The 17,798-nt window shown below is 32.8% G+C and carries 17 protein-coding genes; 9 read left to right on the forward strand and 8 right to left on the reverse strand.

Annotated features, from left to right (window positions below):
• Positions 1 to 58 precede the first annotated feature (58 nt).
• From DMZ43_RS09610 to DMZ43_RS09650, 9 genes are all read left to right on the forward strand, one after another.
• A complete protein-coding gene (locus DMZ43_RS09610; RefSeq protein WP_131507784.1) occupies positions 59 to 517 on the forward strand; it encodes a hypothetical protein in 459 nt (152 codons plus the stop codon).
• Positions 474 to 728: a hypothetical protein gene (locus DMZ43_RS09615; protein WP_131507786.1), complete on the forward strand. Its 255-nt coding sequence runs from the start codon at positions 474 to 476 to the stop codon at positions 726 to 728. Before DMZ43_RS09610 ends, DMZ43_RS09615 begins: the two co-directional genes overlap by 44 nt.
• A 31-nt stretch (positions 729 to 759) precedes the next feature.
• On the forward strand, positions 760 to 2,094 hold the full coding sequence (locus DMZ43_RS09620) for an MFS transporter (protein WP_131507788.1): 1,335 nt from the start codon (positions 760 to 762) through the stop codon (positions 2,092 to 2,094).
• 193 nt (positions 2,095 to 2,287) lie between these two features.
• Positions 2,288 to 3,691 carry a VWA domain-containing protein gene (locus tag DMZ43_RS09625; protein WP_161566748.1) on the forward strand — a complete coding sequence of 468 codons (1,404 nt, stop codon included), beginning with the start codon at positions 2,288 to 2,290 and terminating at the stop codon, positions 3,689 to 3,691.
• Between the two features lie 2 nt (positions 3,692 to 3,693).
• Positions 3,694 to 4,665 (forward strand): hypothetical protein, encoded by a 972-nt coding sequence (locus DMZ43_RS09630; RefSeq protein ID WP_131507792.1) that lies wholly within the window; start codon positions 3,694 to 3,696, stop codon positions 4,663 to 4,665.
• A gap of 20 nt (positions 4,666 to 4,685) precedes the next feature.
• Entirely contained in the window at positions 4,686 to 5,930 is a 1,245-nt protein-coding gene (locus DMZ43_RS09635) for a DUF418 domain-containing protein (protein WP_131507794.1), read from the forward strand.
• Positions 5,927 to 7,231 carry an APC family permease gene (locus DMZ43_RS09640; RefSeq protein ID WP_131507796.1) on the forward strand — a complete coding sequence of 435 codons (1,305 nt, stop codon included), beginning with the start codon at positions 5,927 to 5,929 and terminating at the stop codon, positions 7,229 to 7,231. Before DMZ43_RS09635 ends, DMZ43_RS09640 begins: the two co-directional genes overlap by 4 nt.
• Before the next feature lie 134 nt (positions 7,232 to 7,365).
• Positions 7,366 to 8,853, forward strand: coding sequence for a PAS domain-containing sensor histidine kinase (locus DMZ43_RS09645; RefSeq protein WP_131507798.1), 1,488 nt, complete (start codon positions 7,366 to 7,368; stop codon positions 8,851 to 8,853).
• Positions 8,840 to 9,253 carry a response regulator gene (locus DMZ43_RS09650; RefSeq protein ID WP_131507800.1) on the forward strand — a complete coding sequence of 138 codons (414 nt, stop codon included), beginning with the start codon at positions 8,840 to 8,842 and terminating at the stop codon, positions 9,251 to 9,253. The genes DMZ43_RS09645 and DMZ43_RS09650 overlap by 14 nt, the downstream gene beginning before the upstream one ends.
• Here the strand turns inward: DMZ43_RS09650 and DMZ43_RS09655 are convergent.
• The 8 genes from DMZ43_RS09655 to dnaJ form a co-directional block, all read right to left on the reverse strand.
• Positions 9,250 to 9,825, reverse strand: a complete 576-nt coding sequence (locus DMZ43_RS09655; RefSeq protein ID WP_131507802.1) for a DinB family protein — start codon at positions 9,823 to 9,825, stop codon at positions 9,250 to 9,252. The two genes, DMZ43_RS09650 and DMZ43_RS09655, sit on opposite strands and share 4 nt — an antisense overlap.
• 5 nt (positions 9,826 to 9,830) lie before the next feature.
• Entirely contained in the window at positions 9,831 to 11,234 is a 1,404-nt protein-coding gene (locus tag DMZ43_RS09660) for a M20/M25/M40 family metallo-hydrolase (RefSeq protein WP_131507804.1), read from the reverse strand.
• Positions 11,235 to 11,306: 72 nt separating this feature from the next.
• A complete protein-coding gene (locus DMZ43_RS09665; RefSeq protein ID WP_131507806.1) occupies positions 11,307 to 12,188 on the reverse strand; it encodes a PPK2 family polyphosphate kinase in 882 nt (293 codons plus the stop codon).
• 11 nt (positions 12,189 to 12,199) lie between these two features.
• Complete coding sequence (locus tag DMZ43_RS09670; RefSeq protein WP_129761614.1) at positions 12,200 to 13,363, reverse strand: sigma-54 dependent transcriptional regulator; 1,164 nt, start codon at positions 13,361 to 13,363, stop codon at positions 12,200 to 12,202.
• A 3-nt stretch (positions 13,364 to 13,366) separates the two neighbouring features.
• Positions 13,367 to 14,200, reverse strand: a complete 834-nt coding sequence (locus DMZ43_RS09675; protein ID WP_131507808.1) for a mechanosensitive ion channel family protein — start codon at positions 14,198 to 14,200, stop codon at positions 13,367 to 13,369.
• 4 nt (positions 14,201 to 14,204) lie between these two features.
• The gene (locus tag DMZ43_RS09680) at positions 14,205 to 15,518 is read right to left on the reverse strand and encodes an ABC transporter permease (protein ID WP_131507810.1); all 1,314 of its coding nucleotides are present in this window, start codon (positions 15,516 to 15,518) and stop codon (positions 14,205 to 14,207) included.
• Between the two features lie 2 nt (positions 15,519 to 15,520).
• Positions 15,521 to 16,447 (reverse strand): ABC transporter ATP-binding protein, encoded by a 927-nt coding sequence (locus DMZ43_RS09685; protein WP_131507812.1) that lies wholly within the window; start codon positions 16,445 to 16,447, stop codon positions 15,521 to 15,523.
• 222 nt (positions 16,448 to 16,669) lie between these two features.
• Positions 16,670 to 17,794, reverse strand: a complete 1,125-nt coding sequence (dnaJ, locus tag DMZ43_RS09690) for a molecular chaperone DnaJ (RefSeq protein ID WP_129761610.1) — start codon at positions 17,792 to 17,794, stop codon at positions 16,670 to 16,672.
• Positions 17,795 to 17,798 lie beyond the last annotated feature (4 nt).

A 17,798-nucleotide genomic window follows, 5' to 3' on the forward strand; every position in this document is an offset into this window, starting at 1 on the left:
ATAGAGCTGATCTTATAACCATTGCATCTACCTTAAATAATACAAAATCACAAAAATCATGGGTAAAATAATTCTATACTCAGCTTTACTGTTACTATCAAACTTTGGGTTTTCTCAATCAACAATAAACAATAAAGACTTAAACTCCATAACACAGTATTACAACTCGTTACAAGAAAACAAACAAACATCAATTCATTTACAAACTCTAGAACAGTTAATGAGTTGGGAGTTTTTGAGAACTGAGACTGAAAACCTAAATAACAGAAACTTTATAACGCTAGAAGCTGTTTTAATCAACCAATGGACACAAATTGAAATCACTAATCTAGAGTTAAAAATTGTTAGTGAAAATAAAATAATAGCTTCAGGTATTTTATCAGGTCGTCAACCAACAGAATGCGATTACATCTCTACAAGTTTTGAACATCTTTGGATTAAAAAAAGTAGAACATTAAACCAAATAACCCAACATGAAAATAGTAGGTATCATAGGTGGTTCAGGATACATAGATGACAATGTTGTATCCCTATTTTTAAATCAAAATTTTGATGTGAAAATTTCAACTTTAGACATAAAAAAGAAAGAAAACTATCATCATTTAATGGAACTAGAACATGCTGAAAACCTTCATGTATGTGAATTGGACACTTCAATAAAATCTGAATTGAAAAATTTTACCAAAGATTGTGATGTGGTGATATTCATAGATCCTACCAACATTTAATCTAGGGTTTTTAACTGTTAATACCTGAAGAATGAAATCACAAAATATAAAACCACATAAAACCCTAAGTAACAATGTCATTACGAGATATGTTTCGTTTTCGATATTGTATTTGGCGCAGGGCATTCCAGAAGGCATTACATTTTATGCCATACCTGCTTGGTTAGCTATGAATGGAAAATCTCCAGCTGAAATTGCCACTTTTATAAGTATTGCTTTAATTCCATGGAGTTTTAAAATAGTGGTTGCACCTCTAATGGATCGTTACACATTTTTAAGCATGGGCAGAAAACGACCTTGGGTAATTTTAGGGCAATTAGGGTTAATCTTAAGTTTTTTGGCTTATGGTATTGTACCTGACCCTCTTAATAACATAACAGGACTTATGGTTGCAGGATTCTGCGTCAACTTTTTTGGTGCTTTTCAAGATGTTGCAACCGATGGTATGGCTATAGATATGGTTCCTGTCAAAGAACAAGCAAGGGCTAATGGGCTTATGTGGGGAACGAAGATAATAGGTACTTCCCTATCATTACTAGTTGGTACATTCTTGATTAATACTATTGGGTTTTCATTAGCTATCTCTTCAGTAGCTATTACTGTAGCATTAATAATTTTAGTTCCTATTTTCATAAAAGAGCGACCTGGTGAAAAACTACTACCATGGACTAAAGGCAAAATATCTTCAGAATCTCTAAATAAACAAAGTAGAAATTGGAAACAACTATTGAATAACTTACTTAAAGTGGTAAAACAACCTACAAGTATGTTGTTTTTAATTGCTGTATTTGTAGTCAGCAATTTGTTTGGTGTGGTAGATGCCTTATTTCCGATTTTTACGGTACAGGAGTTAGGTTGGACTAACACGAGTTTTTCTCAAGTTTTCTCAACAGTCAATATTATTTCTGGTATTGTTGGGATGCTTATTGGTGGTTATTTGGTGGATAAACATGGAAAATTAAAAATGATTAACCACTATCTTATTTTGATAATCATTTCAATACTTATCTTTTCTTTCTTAGTAAATTCATGGAGTAGTAAAATAGTTGTTTATGGTTTTATGTTTCTTTACGGTTGTTTATATGTTTCTTTAACCATAGCTATTTTTGCTGCAGCAATGCATCTTTGCTGGAAAACCGTAGCAGCCAGTCAATTTACTTTATACATGACTATTTCCAACTTAGGAAGATCTACAGGTGCTGCTCTATTGGGAATGCTTAAATCTTATTTTAGTTGGGAAGTTCTATTTTTACTAATCACTCTTATCCCATTACTTACTATTGTAATTTTGAAATTCACCAACTTTAAAAAACATCAAGAAAAAGTAAAAAGCTTTAAAAACATAAACATTAGTTATAGCGATTAAACATAAATTGATTTTATTCAAAAGTTAAAACTAATCAAACAAAACACTATATTTATAAACAATTGTTCCTCAAGTCTTTTGATTAATAGCACTCATTTAAAAGACTTTTATGCTTATTTTAAAACGCAACAATTTAACCCGTTCCCATTTTACTTTTAAGAGATTCATCTACTTCTTATTAAATTTTTTAAAAATGAAACGTTTAGTTATTCTTTTCTCTTTGTTTGGATTCGTTATTCAAACCTATTCACAAGAACAAAAAGCTCCTTCGCCAATTTTATTTATTTACGACGCAAGTGGTTCAATGTGGGGACAACTTGATGGAAAAACCAAAAAAGAAATTGCTTCCGAAGTAATGTCAACAACCGTAAACAACCTACCCGAAAACCAACATGTTGGGCTTATTGCTTATGGACATAGAACCAAAGGTGACTGTGACGATATTGAGTACATGGCAGACATAACCAATACTTCTAAATCAAAAATCACTGAAACTGTAAAAACTATTAATCCCTTAGGGAAAACACCATTAGCACGATCTGCAACTTTAGCTATAAACTCTTTAAAAGAAAACAATGTAAAAGCCACTATAATCTTAGTGACCGATGGAATTGAGTCGTGTGATGGCAATCTCTGTGATATTGTAGCACAAGCTAAAGCAAGTGGCATTGATTTTAAATTGCACATTGTTGGTTTTGGTTTAAAAGAAAATGAAACCGAACAGCTTAAATGTGCTGCTGATGCTGGAGGCGGAAGGTATTATGACGCTTCAAACGCTAGTGCATTAGGAGAAGGTCTTACTGAAGCAACATCAGCAACAGTAGATAAACCCGAAGGCAATTTTTCTATTTATGCAACAAAAAACGGAGAACCTGTAGATGCATGGGTAAAAGCAACAGAAGCTGGAACCAATGAAGCTGTTGATGGATCAAGAACTTATCGAGATTCCGCTTGGGTACATTTACCTCCTGGAAAATACGACATTGCCATTAGACCTCTTGAAGGTTTAGACATTCCTGGAACTTCAATTACAGTTGAGATCAAAGAAGGGGAAACAAAACACGAAACAATCAGTTTTGATGGAGGCACACTAGAAGTTACAGCTACTAATAATGGCGAAGGTTGGGATGCTGTGGTAAAAATGTTTGACTCAAATGGGAAAGTAGCCTCTAATACTCGAACTTATGGTCGTTCTAAAACCATGGAAGTACCAGCTGGAAAATATAAAGTTACTTTTCAGGGCCTTGTAATGAAAGGTATCAACACCTACTTTGAGATAGATAATGTTGAAGTAAAATCGAACACCACAACTCCAATAACCCATAATTTTGACACTGGAAAAGTGATGGTTGGTGTACAAACTTCAAGTGGCGAATTAATTGATGCTACTGTTAACTTCCATGAAGTAGATGCCAATAAAAATGTGGCAGCCTCAAGAACCTATACATCTAGCAGTAGCAACCCTAGAGAATTTTTATTAAGCACAGGAACTTATAAAGTTAAAGTTGTAACCCTTGGAGTGCATAAAGGAAAAACCGAAACATTTACAATTGAAGTGAAAAAAGGCGAAACTGTTACTAAAACAATAACCTATTAATTATGGCACATCAAGCGGTTAAACCTTATAGCTTATTAATGTATTTTTTATCAATAATTGCCTTTTTCTTTTTAGGGTTAATTTATGCAGGTATTACCGAAGCTGGTAAAGGACAAATGCTAGCTGGTGGTGCAATTGTATTGGGTTATGGTGTTATTGGAGCCTTTATTGGGTTACTCTTATCAATACTTACAGCTATAAAATCTAAACGAAATCTAATCATTAAAATCAATATTTTTTTAACGCTCATTGTTATTGCCTCATTTACATATTTCACAATAAAATACCAAAAACGACAACAAGAGAAATTAAAAGATGAGCTCCCTAAAAAGGAACAACCTACTACTCCAACTTTAGATGCTAAACCTATGGCGATGTTAACACGCACAAACGTTGAAAAACAACTTAAAAATGAAATGGGTTTAGGTATGTTCTCTCCTAACTTTTATGAGCACAAAACGCTCTATTTCTATGGAAATTTAACTCATAGGAAATCTGTTCAAGAACATATACCTGTTGATAGCATAACATTTAAACAACGAGAATATGGAGGTTTTGATATAGCAACTGCTCCTTCTTGGTTAATGCCAGAGCATTTGAAACTGGATTATGACATGCTGTATTTCAAAGTAAAATCCATATCACATGATTTTATTGAAGTAGTTGTAAATACTAGAATCAACCAAACTGCTTTTGTAGACAGATACGCTGGAAAACTTCAATATTGGCCAGAGTTTTTATTGGGTGTTCATAGTGTTGAGTTTCGAGAACCTTCTGCCTATAAAGTATATATAAAACCTTTAGAGCATGCTGAAACAGTAACTATACCATATAGCTTTATGCGACCTATAAAAATTCAAAATGAATGGTTGTATGTTGAATTACAAGATAATAATTATAAAACCCTAGGAACTGGTTGGATTCGATGGCGGAAAGATGATAATCTTTTAATAAAATACTCTCTTCTTAATTAAAAATTTAAAAAACTAACCTTATGCAAAACCAAACCATTAACCCTGTTGTAAAAAATAATCGCATAGAATATTTAGATATTCTAAGAGGCATCGCTATTATGTTTATTTTCACTGCAAATATTCCGTTTTTTTCTGGACTTTGGTTTGTCAATGCAGATAGCAACTTAAGAGAAATAAATTGGGCTACCGATGAAATTTTCAACTATATAATGTATGTGCTTGTAGATGGAAAATTCTATTCTATTTTCTCATTACTTTTTGGCATAGGTTGTACTATCCAGTTTAACAATGTCACTTCACACAACAAGGCATTTGCTCGTTTTTTTAGGAGACGTATGTTTTGGCTCTTAGTGTTTGGATTAATACACTTGTTTCTTTTATGGCCTGGTGATATTTTAACACTCTATGCGCTTTTGGGCTTTTTCTTGATTTGGTTTATTAAAAAATCAAATAAAACACTTTTAGTTACTGCCATAATCTTAATTTTAGCCCCTATTGTAAATTGGGCATTTATATACTTTACTGGAATATTTTATCCTGGAACTTACTTTCAACTAAGTACAAATATATATCAACATTTTGGAATGCCAGTTATAGAAATGAATGGCCACTTACAACCTAACATTGTAGCTTTTTTAACCAACACAAACCTTCCTGATTTTTTTAAAATGAGTTTAGGAAATGCATTTATTAGGATAGGTATGATTTTAGAAGAAGGTCGCATTTTTAAAGTTTTTGGTATTTTCTTAATAGGCATTTGGGCTGGAAGAAAAATTTTAAATGAAAATTTATTAAACAATATTCCATTTTTAAGGAAGAGCTTACTTATTGGAATTCTACTAGGTTTACCAATGAACTTCATAAGAGGTTATATAGAATTTTTTAGCGTAAAAAATGTGTCACTAGAAATCTTACATATACTAACTTATGCCTTTGGCACTGTACCATTAGCTATGGCTTTTGCTGCAGGAATTGCTTTACTATGCAAAAGAAAAGTAAGTTTTTTAAACTGGTTTAAGCCTGTTGGAAAAATGGCATTAACATGCTACCTCACACAAACCATTATTTCAATAATTATTTTTTACGGTTTTGGATTCAATCAAACTGGAAAATATGGTTTTACTATTGTGATGCTAATTGCCTTAACTATTTTTGTTCTTCAAGTTATTCTTAGCAAACTATGGCTTAACTATTTTAAATTTGGCCCAATGGAATGGATTTGGAGACAATTAACTTATGGTAAAAAACTAACACTTAAAAGATGATAAAAAAAGATGAAGGTTTAAAACGCTCCATTGGTGTTTTTGGACTATCTGCCAATATAATGAACATCATGATTGGAGCTGGAATTTTTGCTCTTCCTGCTGTAATTGCTGGCATTATGGGTTCAGCAAGTATTTTTTCTTACATCTTTTGTGGAATTCTTATTGCATTAATAGTACTCTGTTTTGCTGAAGCAGGAAGTAAAGTAAATAATACTGGAGGTCCTTACACATACATTGAAACCGCTTTTGGTGATTATGCAGGTTTTCTTGCAGGTATTTTTGCTTCAGGTAGTAATATACTTGCATCTGCAGCAGTAGCTAATGCGCTATTAAATATTATAGCAACATTCAATCCTTTGTTTGAATTAACTTCTTACAGAGTTCTTTCGTTACTTATAGTATATGTATTACTGGTTACAATTAATGTAAGAGGTATAAAACAAGGTATTGGTTTGGTGAAAATCAACACACTTTTAAAAGTTATTCCTTTAATTATTTTAGTGGTTTTAGGGTTTAAAAACATATCAGTGTCTAATTTGCATATTGAGACATTACCTACCTTAGGTCAACTTGGTGAGTCCTCATTAATTCTCTTTTTTGCTTTTTTAGGTTGTGAAACTGGGTTAATTGTTGGTGGAGAAATTAAGAATCCTAAACGTACAATACCTCGTTCAATTTTTTTAAGCATAGGCTCTGTAGTAGTATTATATATTCTTATTCAAACGGTGTCGCAAGGTGTTCTTGGAACTGATTTAGTAAACCACAAAGCAACACCTCTAGCTGAAACCGCAAAAATATCAATGGGAACATTTGGTTATGTTTTACTTACCATTGGAGCCGCTGTTTCAATGTTTGGTATGGTTAGTGGCGACTTGCTAAACTCACCAAGAGTAATGTATGCTTTAGCTAGAGATAAAGTTATTCCTATAAAACCACTAGCTAAAATCCACCCTAAATTTGCTACACCATACATTGCAATTATTGTACATGGTTTTTTGGTGTTTTTATTTGCATCTACAGGAAGTTTTGAACAACTTGTAATTATTGCTACTAGCTCTATTCTTTTACTTTACTTGGGTGTAGCACTTTCAGTTATAAAACTTAGGAAAACTAAAAAATCTGAGGCTGGTGAATTTAAAATTCCTGGTGGACTAACTGTTCCAATTCTATCAATTGGCATTATTATATATTTCTTATCTAATCTTTCTAATAAAGAAATGATAGCTACAGTTGTTTTTATAGGTTTACTAAGTGCTATTTTCTTTGTTATAAGATTTATTAAACGTAAAAAGACCGATTAAATGTTTAAGAAGCATACTCAAACATTGTTAAGTAATCAAAATCATTAAGTTATTAGTAACGGTATAATTGCAAATTTCATTTCAAATTGTATATTTGAATTATCCCAATAATACCTTAAAACTAATAGCTATATATGCAATTCAATGTAAACGACTCTCAGCAAGTTCTCGATTTTATTCAGAAAGCTGCAAAAATTGGTACATGGCAAGTATTACTAGAACCTTATGAAATTCAATGGAGTGATATAACTAGAGAAATTCATGATGTTGGAAAATCCTATAATATAGAACTTGAAAAAGCACTAGATTTTTACAAAGAAGGCTACTCTAGAGATAAAATAACTTACTATTTCAATAGATGTATTGAGCAAGGAGAACCTTATGACGTAGAATTAGAACTTGTAAGTGCTAAAGGTCGAGAAAAATGGGTTCGCGCTATTGGTTTTCCTGTATTAGAGAATGAAAAATGCGTAAAAGTTCAAGGACTATTTCAAGACATTACTGAGAAAAATAAAACTCAAAAAAAGGTTGCACTTAGAGAACAACAGTTTAGAAAAACTTTTGACAGTGCCTCCATTGGAATGGCTATTGTAAGTTTAGAGGGTAAATTCATTAGGGTAAACCAAAGCTTAAGAAACATACTAGGTTATACTACTGATGAGTTTAAAACTTTTAATTTTAAAGATATAACTCACAAAGATGACACTACTTTAGGAGATAAAAAATTTGCAAAATTATTAAGTAATGAAATCTCAAATTTTCAGATAGAAAAAAGATATCTTCATAAAAATGGAAGTATAATTTGGGCTAGTCTTAATGTATCTTTAGTTAGTAATGAAGATGACACACCTCTTCACCTAGTCGCTCAAATAAATGATATTACTAAACGAAAAGAATCTGAGAAAAAAGTTAACACCCTTTTAGAAATCACTAAAGACCAAAATTCAAGGTTATTAAACTTTGCTCACATAGTTTCGCATAATTTGCGTTCACATTCTGGTAACTTAGAAATGTTACTAGACTTGATGAAACACGAAGAACCTGAAGCTACAGATAATAGCTATTTTCCTCTAGTTGACACTGCAGTTAATAATTTAAGTGAAACTGTGGAAAACCTTAACCAAGTTGCTATTTTAAACACAAAACTGCATGAAGATTTAACACCAACCAATCTTTATGAAGCCATAAACAAAACAAAAGAAAGCTTAAAAGCACACATCTTAGAAAATGATGGAAGCATAATCAATAATGTACCAAAACATCTTATCATTGATACTGTACCTGCTTATTTAGACAGTATTCTTTTAAATTTTATAAGTAATAGTATAAAGTATAAAAAGCCTGATGTTGCTCCAAAAATTAATATTAGTACTAGTTTTACTGACGATAACCAATATCTTATTTTAAAAATTGAAGACAATGGAATGGGTATCGATTTAAACAGACACAGAAAAAAATTATTTGGGATGTACAAAACCTTTCACAAACACAAAGATTCTAGAGGTCTTGGGTTATTTATAACCAAAAATCAGGTAGAAGCTATAGGTGGAAAAATAGAAGTTGAAAGTGAAGTAGGTATTGGTACAACATTTTTACTACATTTAAAACATGAAATCAATTAACACCCTATACATAATAGACGACGATCCTATTTTTGTTTTTACAACAAAAAAGATGTTCGATAAGGAAAAAATCTGTCAAAACATTTTAGTATTTCCTAATGGAGAAGATGCCATAAATCATTTAACGCCATTAATTGATGCTAATAATGAAGAAGAACTTCCCGAACTTATTTTACTGGATTTGAATATGCCTATTATGGATGGATGGCAGTTTCTTGATGAGTTTGTAAAACACAAAACCAAAAAGAAAATTATCATTTTTATTGTTAGTTCCTCAATTGATCCTAACGATATTCAAAAGGCTAATGAGTACCAAAACGTTTCAAACTACATTATTAAACCTATTACTCGCGAAAAAATAAAACATATAGCTAGTGAAATTACAGCCTTAGTAAACTAATTACTTTTCACAGTACCTGTAAAATGATTAATATCAGAATTTATTGGGTTTCCTGAAGTTCTTCTATAAGATGCTATTTGTCCTGAATGCCATATTGCATCGGCAATTGGGCCATTAATAGCATTCCAAAAAGGATTTTCTCTTTCTCCAAAAACAATGACAAATTTTGATACATCATCACTAGCTCTTAAAATATCAGCAGCTGTTTTTAAATTGATTAATGTTTGTTTACGTTTTTCTTCAAAACTTAATTGTGAGGTGTCTTTTTTATCATATGGTTGATGTAAAGCTGCACTTAAAATCACATAAGAAAGTGTTAAAACATGATCAACGGTTTCTCCTGTAGAGCGTGAGCCACCAATAGGTTTATAACTTAAATCCTCTTCTGTCAATCCATCTGTAGCCCAATAAAACCTAAACCCTAAACCATCTATCATTCTTGCGGCTACAGTTCCTGCTGTGTAAGTATCTGAATATTCAGGGATTTCGTAATAAGGTAAATTATCATCATTATTTTGAGCCACAATGGATAGCGTAAAAAATAAGGATAACGCTGAACATACTTTTTTCATACCTATTAATCTTTTAACTGTTGTTCTGTAGTTATTGTTTCAGTACCATATTTATCAAACAAATATACCAAAGCAGTCATTGTTGCAGCACCAAGCTCTAGCTCTCTTTTATTAACATGCTCAAAAGTATCATTAGCTGCATGATGGTGATCAAAATAACGTTGAGAATCTGGTCTTAAACCTGCTAATACAATATTATCATCTTTTAAAGGTCCAATGTCTGCTCCACTTCCTCCTTTTTCAAAATAATGAATTAAGTAGGGCTTAAAGAGTTCTTTCCAACCTAAAACTTTATTATAAACCGCATCACTGCAATCAAAAGTAAATCCTCTAGGTGTAAATCCACCCGAATCACTTTCTAAAGCAAAAACGTGCTTCTCGCCTTTTGCCTTTGCAACTTCAGCATATTTTCGTCCTCCTCTAAGTCCGTTTTCTTCATTCATAAACAACACCACACGAATACTACGCTTTGGTTTTATACCACTTTCTTTTAACAGTCGTAACACATCCATAGATTGCACACAACCTGCTCCATCATCGTGAGAACCATCACCTAAATCCCATGAATCTAAATGACCACCAACAATAATATATTCGTTAGGAAATTCACTACCTGTAATTTCTCCAATAACATTATAAGACTGCACATCTTTTAATTGTTGACAATGCTGACTGAAGTAAAACTTAATATCTTTATTTAAACCTAGCATATTACTAAGCAACTCAGCATCGTTAGTGCTTATTGCTGCTGAAGGAATACGTTGTGAGTTAGGTAAATCGCCATAACTCATGCTTCCTGTATGCGGATAATCGTCTAACCTTAAATTAACTGAACGTACAATTACACCAACAGCTCCAAACTTTCCTGCTTCTCTTGCTCCAGCATATCTTTGGTCTACACAACCTCCATAAGCTTCAAAAGTATTGATTAAGTCGGCTTGCATTGGTCTATTAAAAAATACGATCTTACCTTCTATTTTTTCTTTGCCTAGAGTCTCTAATTCATCCAAACTTTTAACTTCAACTACATTAGCTTTTATGCCTCCACTTGGAGTTGCTATCGAGCCTCCTAATGCACAAATATTTACACTGGTAGTCTTTCCTGGAGAGGTTTCAATATATGCAAACTCAGGCGCGCCTCTTACCCATCTTGGTACCATAACTGGTTGCAACCATACTTTGTCTAAACCTAATTTTTCTAGTTCTTCTTTAGTATATTCAACTGCTTTTTCAGCATTTAAAGAACCTGAAAGTCGACCTCCAATTTGGTTGGATAAATGGTCTAACCATTCGTAGCTTTTTCCGTTGGTTAATGATGTTGAGTATATTTTTTTAATGTTATCAGCATCTTCTTGTGCAGTTACTGAAATGGATACAAGAATACTGAGTAGAAATAAAATGTTTCTCATAGATGGTTAATGTTTTAAAAAGCTAAAGATAAGTTTTAAATGACATTAAACTCTAAAAGAAAACTTAAAAACTTATTCATTTTCTAATTGCTGTTTGTAAATATGAAGGTTTTCTTTTACGTCATCATCTAATTCAGGCTCCTTGATATCGTCATACTGCTTCAGTGTATTGTATAAAATTTTGGCTACAATATAACGTGCTGTAGGTTTATCATCAGCAGGAATAGTGTACCAAGGTGCATGTGCTTTAGACGTTCTATTAATAGCATCTTCATAGCACTCTTGGTAGTTGTCCCAAAGTTTGCGCTCTTTTAAATCGCCTGGAGAAAATTTCCAGTTCTTTTCTTGTTTTTCCAACCTACGAAGTAATCGGTTTTTCTGTTCTTCTTTTGATAGGTGTAAAAAGAATTTGAAGATAATGGTTCCATTATCAGCAATGTGCTTTTCAAAATTATTGATTTGCTCAAAACGTTTATCCCAAAAGGCTTCGTTAACATCCTCTACCGAATGAACATCAGGCAAGTTTTCATTTAAAATATAATTAGGATGCACTCTTGTTACCAATACATTTTCGTAATGCGTACGATTAAAAACTCCAAACTTTCCACGAGCAGGTAAAGCAATGTAATGCCTCCAAAGGTAATCGTGTTTAAGCTCTAATTCGGTTGGAACTTTAAAGCTATGCACCACAACACCTCTTGCGTTTAACTCCTTAAAAACCTCGCGTATCATACTGTCTTTTCCTGCTGTATCCATACCTTGAATACAAATTAAAACAGCATATTTACCATGCGCATACATTGCATTTTGAATATCAGCAAGGTCTTCGCACACCTCTTCCATTTCATCTTCAATCTTATCTTTATCTGCTTCAAGGTCATAGGTAGTACTTACATTTTTTAAAGAAATGTTTTGAGTTACCTTAAAATCGTTAATATCAATGTTCTTTTTCATACGGTTAGGTTTTATTTTGAAGCAAACAACTTCACGTCATTTTCGCTCACTATTTTTTCTCCAAGAATAATTAAACGTTCTACTACGTTTCTTAACTCTCTAATGTTACCTGTCCAATCATATTCTTGTAACAGTTTTATAGCCTTATCAGAGAACTCCTTTTTGGTTGAACCTTGTTCTGTTGCTATTTTATTGGCAAAGAAATCTACCAATAACGGAATGTCTTCTCTCCTATCATTTAAGGCAGGAACTTGAATTAATATTACCGCTAACCTATGATACAAATCTTCTCTAAACTTTCCGTCAGCGATTTCCTTTTTCAAGTCTTTGTTAGTTGCAGCAACAACTCTTACATCTACTTTTATGTCTTTATCGTTACCTACACGCTGAATTTTATTTTCCTGTAATGCTCTAAGAACTTTAGCTTGAGCAGACAAACTCATATCACCAATTTCATCAAGAAAAATAGTACCTCCATTAGCTGCTTCAAACTTACCTGCTCTGTCTTTAACAGCACTAGTAAACGCACCTTTTACATGGCCAAATAATTCACTCTCGATAAGTTCTGACGGAATTGCAGCACAGTTTACCTCAATTAAAGGACCTTTAGAACGATCACTTTTTTGATGTAACCAATGCGCTACGAGCTCTTTTCCTGTTCCGTTTGGTCCAGTAATAAGTACACGAGCGTCTGTAGCAGACACTTTTTCTATCATTTCTTTAATATGAAGAATCGCCTTACTCTCACCTATCATCTCGTAGTTTTTGCTCACTTTCTTTTTAAGTCTAGTGTTCTCAACTACAAGTTCTTTTCTATCTAAAGCAATACGAACAGTATTCAGCAACCTATTAAGATCTGGTGGTTTTGAAATATAATCAAACGCACCAAGTCGCATTGTATTTACAGCAGTATCAAGATCTCCATGACCAGAAATCATAACCATAGGAGTTTCAGGTTTTAACTTTTTAACAGCTTCTAAAACCTCAACACCATCCATTTTTGGCATTTTTATATCGCAAAGTACTAAGTCAAAATCGTCTTTTTTAATCTTTTCAATTCCAACAAGACCATCTTCAGCTTCAAAAACCTCATAAGTATCATTTTCTTCTGAAAGTATTTTAACCAATACTCTTCTAATAGCTGCTTCGTCTTCTATAATTAATATTTTAGGCATGTTTTATTCTTTAGGTTTTGATATAATGTGAATATCTCTTTGCGGAAATGGTATAGATATATTATGCTCTCTAAATAATCGGTCAATTTCAAAACGAATATCGCTTCTAGGAAATTGACCTTTAAAACTATCATTAAGCGTAAAAACCACTTTAAAGTTAAGCGAACTATCGCCAAAATCGGTAAAAACAACAGCTGTTTCTGGTTCACTTAAAGTATCAGGATGCGAATTTGCAGCTTGTAACAACAGCTTTTTAACCAACTGTACATCACTTCCATAAGCAACACCAACTGACACACTATCTCTAGTTATAGTTCCGTTTTGAGTCCAATTGTATAAAGTATTGGTTAAGTACAAGTGATTAGGAATAATTAACACTTTATTATCTATAGTTACTGCTCGAGTTGTTCTTAATTTAATTTCTTCTACACGTCCTACTTTTCCATCTATTTCAATAATGTCTCCAACGTGTACTGTTTGATCTATAAGTATAAAAACACCTGAAATAATATCTTGAAACAGGGTTTGTAGCGCAAGACCAATACCAATTAAAAGTGCTGCAGATGCTGCAAAAATACCAGTAACATTTACACCTAAAGTATGCAGCGTTATTAGCATTATTACAACATATATAAACCATCTTCCGTAGGAAAAAACTACTTTAAATTTTTGCTTGTCAGAATACGGTAGATTTCTGGTAATTAGCTTACGAATAAGTCTTAATATTACACTTGCAATAACCAAGACTACAACCAATATAATAACATCCATGATGCTTATGGAGATATTATCAGTAATCTTGTAAGATTCTTTTAAAGCTTTTAAAAAATCTTTCATGCAATTAGTATTTCAACCATTTATAAAGCTCTTTGTAGCTTGGTTTTTTACCATACATTAAAATACCTACTCTGTAAATTTTTGCTGCAAACCAAACCGTAAACATAAATGTACCAATTAATAATGCCAATGACAACAGTTGTTGCCAAATTGGTACTCCAAAAGGAATACGCATAAGCATAACCACAGGAGAGGTTAACGGAATAAATGAGAATACTGTTGAAACGGTTCCGTGTGGATCTTCAATTACTGTGAATACACCAACATATACTGCCAAAATTAAAGGCATTAAAATAGGCATCATAAACTGTTGTGTATCTGTTTCGTTATCTACTGCTGCTCCAATAGCTGCATATAGAGAACTGTACAGTAAATAGCCTCCAACAAAGAAAAAGATGAATGCGAGTATAAGGTTAGCTATTGGTAAGTTTTGAAATGCTGCAAAAGCAAGTTTGAGTTGCGATTCAAACTCAGGACTTTCCATAGCTTGTTGCATTAGCTGTTGTTGAGAGGATTGCATCTCACTGAAATCAATTCCGAAAATTGTAGAGACAATAAGCATCATTAAACCTCCTAAAATCACCCAAATTACAAATTGAGTAATTCCTGCTAAGGATGTTCCAATAATCTTACCCATCATAAGCTGAATAGGCTTTACTGAAGAAATGATGACTTCAATTATTCTACTGGTTTTTTCCTCGATTACGCTTCTCATAATCATGTTTCCATAAATAATGATAAACATGAACAGTAAGTAACCAGCTATACCACCAAAAGCTAATTTTAATACATTATCAATTTTTGAAGTGGTTTCTCCTGAAAAGCTTTCCTGCGAAATATCAACACTTGTTTTTGAAGATTTTATCTTCTCTAAGTCTACTCCATCTCTTTCCAATTTTATATCCTGAAATTTCTTTTCGAGTTTGTTTTCTAAAGAAGATATTACAGTTAAAGATGGTGTGTCTTCTGAGTAAAACGTAACATTGTTATAAAACTGAGTGGTATCTGCACTTTTGGTGATGTACAATAAACCATAAGTTTCATTAGTTTTTACGTTTTCTTTAGCGGCTTCAAGAGTAGTATTAGTTAAAACTTTGTAAGTGGTATGTTCTGTATCTTTAAAAATATCGCTTACCAGTCCTGACTCGTCTAAAATTGCAATAGTACGTTCTTTATTATTGTTAAGCTGAGTCAAATAAGCCACCACAGCAATAAGAGCAATCATAATCAACGGACTTAAAATTGTCATGATTATGAATGATTTATTCTTAACTTTTGTAAGGTATTCTCTTTTTATTATAAGTGATAAATGATTCATTCTTAATTATTTTTTACAGTTTGAATAAAAATATCATTAGCACTTGGCACAACTTCAACAAAGTGGTGAACTTCTGCTTTAGATGTTAAAAACGATAGTAGATCGTTAGAGGTGTCGTTTGTGTTCAGTTTAATGTTCAGCTTTAAATCATCATTAAGATTTTTAAACGTAGCTGGAAACACTTCAAACTTATCTTTTATTAATTTAGTCACCTCATCAATGTTATCTGTTTGTAGCCCAACCTCAAAAGTATTGGTTTTAAACTGACGCTTAATATCTGTTAATTTACCATCCAATATTTTATTAGACTCGTGTATTAACGCAATGTGGTCGCACAACTCTTCAACCGATTCCATTCGATGTGTTGAGAAGATAACAGTTGCTCCTTCATCTCTCAATTGTAAAATCTCGTCTTTAATCAAGTTGGCATTTATAGGGTCAAAGCCTGAAAATGGTTCATCAAAAATCAACAGTTTAGGTTGATGCAAAACCGTGACTATAAATTGAATTTTTTGAGCTTGTCCTTTACTGAGTTCTTGTATTTTTTTATTCCACCAATCACCAATATCTAATTTATCAAACCAGTATTTTAGACGCTCTTTAGCAACAGATTTTGATAATCCTTTCAGTTGTGCCAAGTATAATGCTTGTTCACCGACTTTCATGGATTTGTATAGTCCACGTTCTTCAGGTAAATAACCAATATCCTGAATATGGTGAGGTTGTAATGCATCTCCATCTAACATTACGCTACCTTCATCTGGCATTGTAATTTGATTGATAATTCTAATAAGTGTTGTTTTCCCTGCTCCATTAGGTCCAAGAAGACCAAATATACTTCCTGTAGGTACAGAAATGGAAACATTGTTTAGTGCTTTAAAGTTTCCAAAACTTTTAGAAACAGAATTAGCCACTAATAAATTGCTCATATATGTTGTTTTGTGAAATATATTTATTTGTTGCGTAAAGATATTAAATGTTACACAAGTAGCCTTTTTATAGGCATTTAAATATCAACAATTGTGTCTAAAAAACAAAACCCACCCTTAAAAAATTAAGGATGGGAAAAAATTGCTATGAAAAAGAAAAATTACCACTAAAGTTAATTAGTGATATTCAAATATAGTGTTTTTTATTAAATTAAGAGTTTTTTAAGAAAACATATCTTTAACTTTTTCAAAAAATGACTTGTCACTGCTTTCTGGTTTTGGAGCAAAGTGTTCATCTTCTCTCATGTTTTCAAAAAATTCTTTTTGCTGTTTATTAAGCGTTTTTGGAGTCCATACATTCACATGAACTAGCAAATCCCCTTTACCATAACCGTTAATACTTGGTATTCCTTTTCCGCGTAAGCGAAGGATTTTACCTGATTGTACACCAGCTTCTATTTTTATTCTTACTTTACCAGTAACGGTATCAATCTCAGTAGAGGTTCCTAAAACCGCATCAGGAAGACTTACATATAAATCGTAATGCAAATTGTCACCTTCACGTTTTAAGGTTGGGTGCTCTTCTTCTTGTATAGCAACCAACAAATCACCAGAGATACCATTACCTGGAGCATCGTTACCTTTTCCTGTAACTTTAAGTTGCATACCATCTACCACACCAGCAGGAATTTTTACTGAAACGGTTTCTTCTGCAACTTTTAAACCTTGTGCATCAGCATCAGCAGGTTTTTTATCAATAGTTTGACCAGCTCCTCCACAGGTTTGACATGGTGCAGAGGTTTGCATTCTACCTAAAATGGTATTGGTTATTCTGGTAACCTGACCTGTTCCATTACAAGTACCACAAGTTTTATAGGTTGTTCCTGGTGCTTGAATTTTACGCTTTACTTTGATTTTTTTCTCAACACCATTAGCAATCTCTTCTAGTGTTAAAGTCACTCTAATTCTTAAGTTACTTCCTTTTACACGTCTTTGGCCTCCACCAAATCCGCCTCCAAAACCAGAGAAACCACCTCCACCAAAAGCACCTCCAAAAATATCACCAAACTGACTGAATATGTCATCCATATTCATGCCTCCACCACCAAAGCCTCCAGCGCCTTCAAATGCTTGGTGACCAAATTGGTCATAACGTGCTTTCTTGTCAGCGTTACTTAAAACCTCATAAGCTTCGGCTGCTTCTTTAAATTTAGCTTCAGCATCTTTATCATCCGGATTTTTATCAGGATGGTATTTTAATGCCATTTTACGGTAAGCTTTTTTTATTTCTGCTGCAGTAGCCTGTTTACTGACTCCTAATACTTCGTAATAATCTCTTTTTGCCATATCT

The sequence above is a fragment of the Meridianimaribacter sp. CL38 genome (assembly GCF_004328055.1).
Taxonomy (GTDB): Bacteria; Bacteroidota; Bacteroidia; order Flavobacteriales; family Flavobacteriaceae; genus Gaetbulibacter_B; species Gaetbulibacter_B jejuensis.

Bases quoted from the DNA above. Each gene is read 5' to 3' on its own strand.
- DMZ43_RS09610 (WP_131507784.1), top strand. From the start codon at position 59: ATGGGTAAAATAATTCTATACTCAGCTTTACTGTTACTATCAAACTTT.
- DMZ43_RS09615 (WP_131507786.1), top strand. From the start codon at position 474: ATGAAAATAGTAGGTATCATAGGTGGTTCAGGATACATAGATGACAAT.
- DMZ43_RS09620 (WP_131507788.1), top strand. From the start codon at position 760: ATGAAATCACAAAATATAAAACCACATAAAACCCTAAGTAACAATGTC.
- DMZ43_RS09625 (WP_161566748.1), top strand. From the start codon at position 2,288: ATGAAACGTTTAGTTATTCTTTTCTCTTTGTTTGGATTCGTTATTCAA.
- DMZ43_RS09630 (WP_131507792.1), top strand. From the start codon at position 3,694: ATGGCACATCAAGCGGTTAAACCTTATAGCTTATTAATGTATTTTTTA.
- DMZ43_RS09635 (WP_131507794.1), top strand. From the start codon at position 4,686: ATGCAAAACCAAACCATTAACCCTGTTGTAAAAAATAATCGCATAGAA.
- DMZ43_RS09640 (WP_131507796.1), top strand. From the start codon at position 5,927: ATGATAAAAAAAGATGAAGGTTTAAAACGCTCCATTGGTGTTTTTGGA.
- DMZ43_RS09645 (WP_131507798.1), top strand. From the start codon at position 7,366: ATGCAATTCAATGTAAACGACTCTCAGCAAGTTCTCGATTTTATTCAG.
- DMZ43_RS09650 (WP_131507800.1), top strand. From the start codon at position 8,840: ATGAAATCAATTAACACCCTATACATAATAGACGACGATCCTATTTTT.
- DMZ43_RS09655 (WP_131507802.1), bottom strand. From the start codon at position 9,825: ATGAAAAAAGTATGTTCAGCGTTATCCTTATTTTTTACGCTATCCATT.
- DMZ43_RS09660 (WP_131507804.1), bottom strand. From the start codon at position 11,234: ATGAGAAACATTTTATTTCTACTCAGTATTCTTGTATCCATTTCAGTA.
- DMZ43_RS09665 (WP_131507806.1), bottom strand. From the start codon at position 12,188: ATGAAAAAGAACATTGATATTAACGATTTTAAGGTAACTCAAAACATT.
- DMZ43_RS09670 (WP_129761614.1), bottom strand. From the start codon at position 13,363: ATGCCTAAAATATTAATTATAGAAGACGAAGCAGCTATTAGAAGAGTA.
- DMZ43_RS09675 (WP_131507808.1), bottom strand. From the start codon at position 14,200: ATGAAAGATTTTTTAAAAGCTTTAAAAGAATCTTACAAGATTACTGAT.
- DMZ43_RS09680 (WP_131507810.1), bottom strand. From the start codon at position 15,518: ATGAATCATTTATCACTTATAATAAAAAGAGAATACCTTACAAAAGTT.
- DMZ43_RS09685 (WP_131507812.1), bottom strand. From the start codon at position 16,447: ATGAGCAATTTATTAGTGGCTAATTCTGTTTCTAAAAGTTTTGGAAAC.
- dnaJ (WP_129761610.1), bottom strand. From the start codon at position 17,794: ATGGCAAAAAGAGATTATTACGAAGTATTAGGAGTCAGTAAACAGGCT.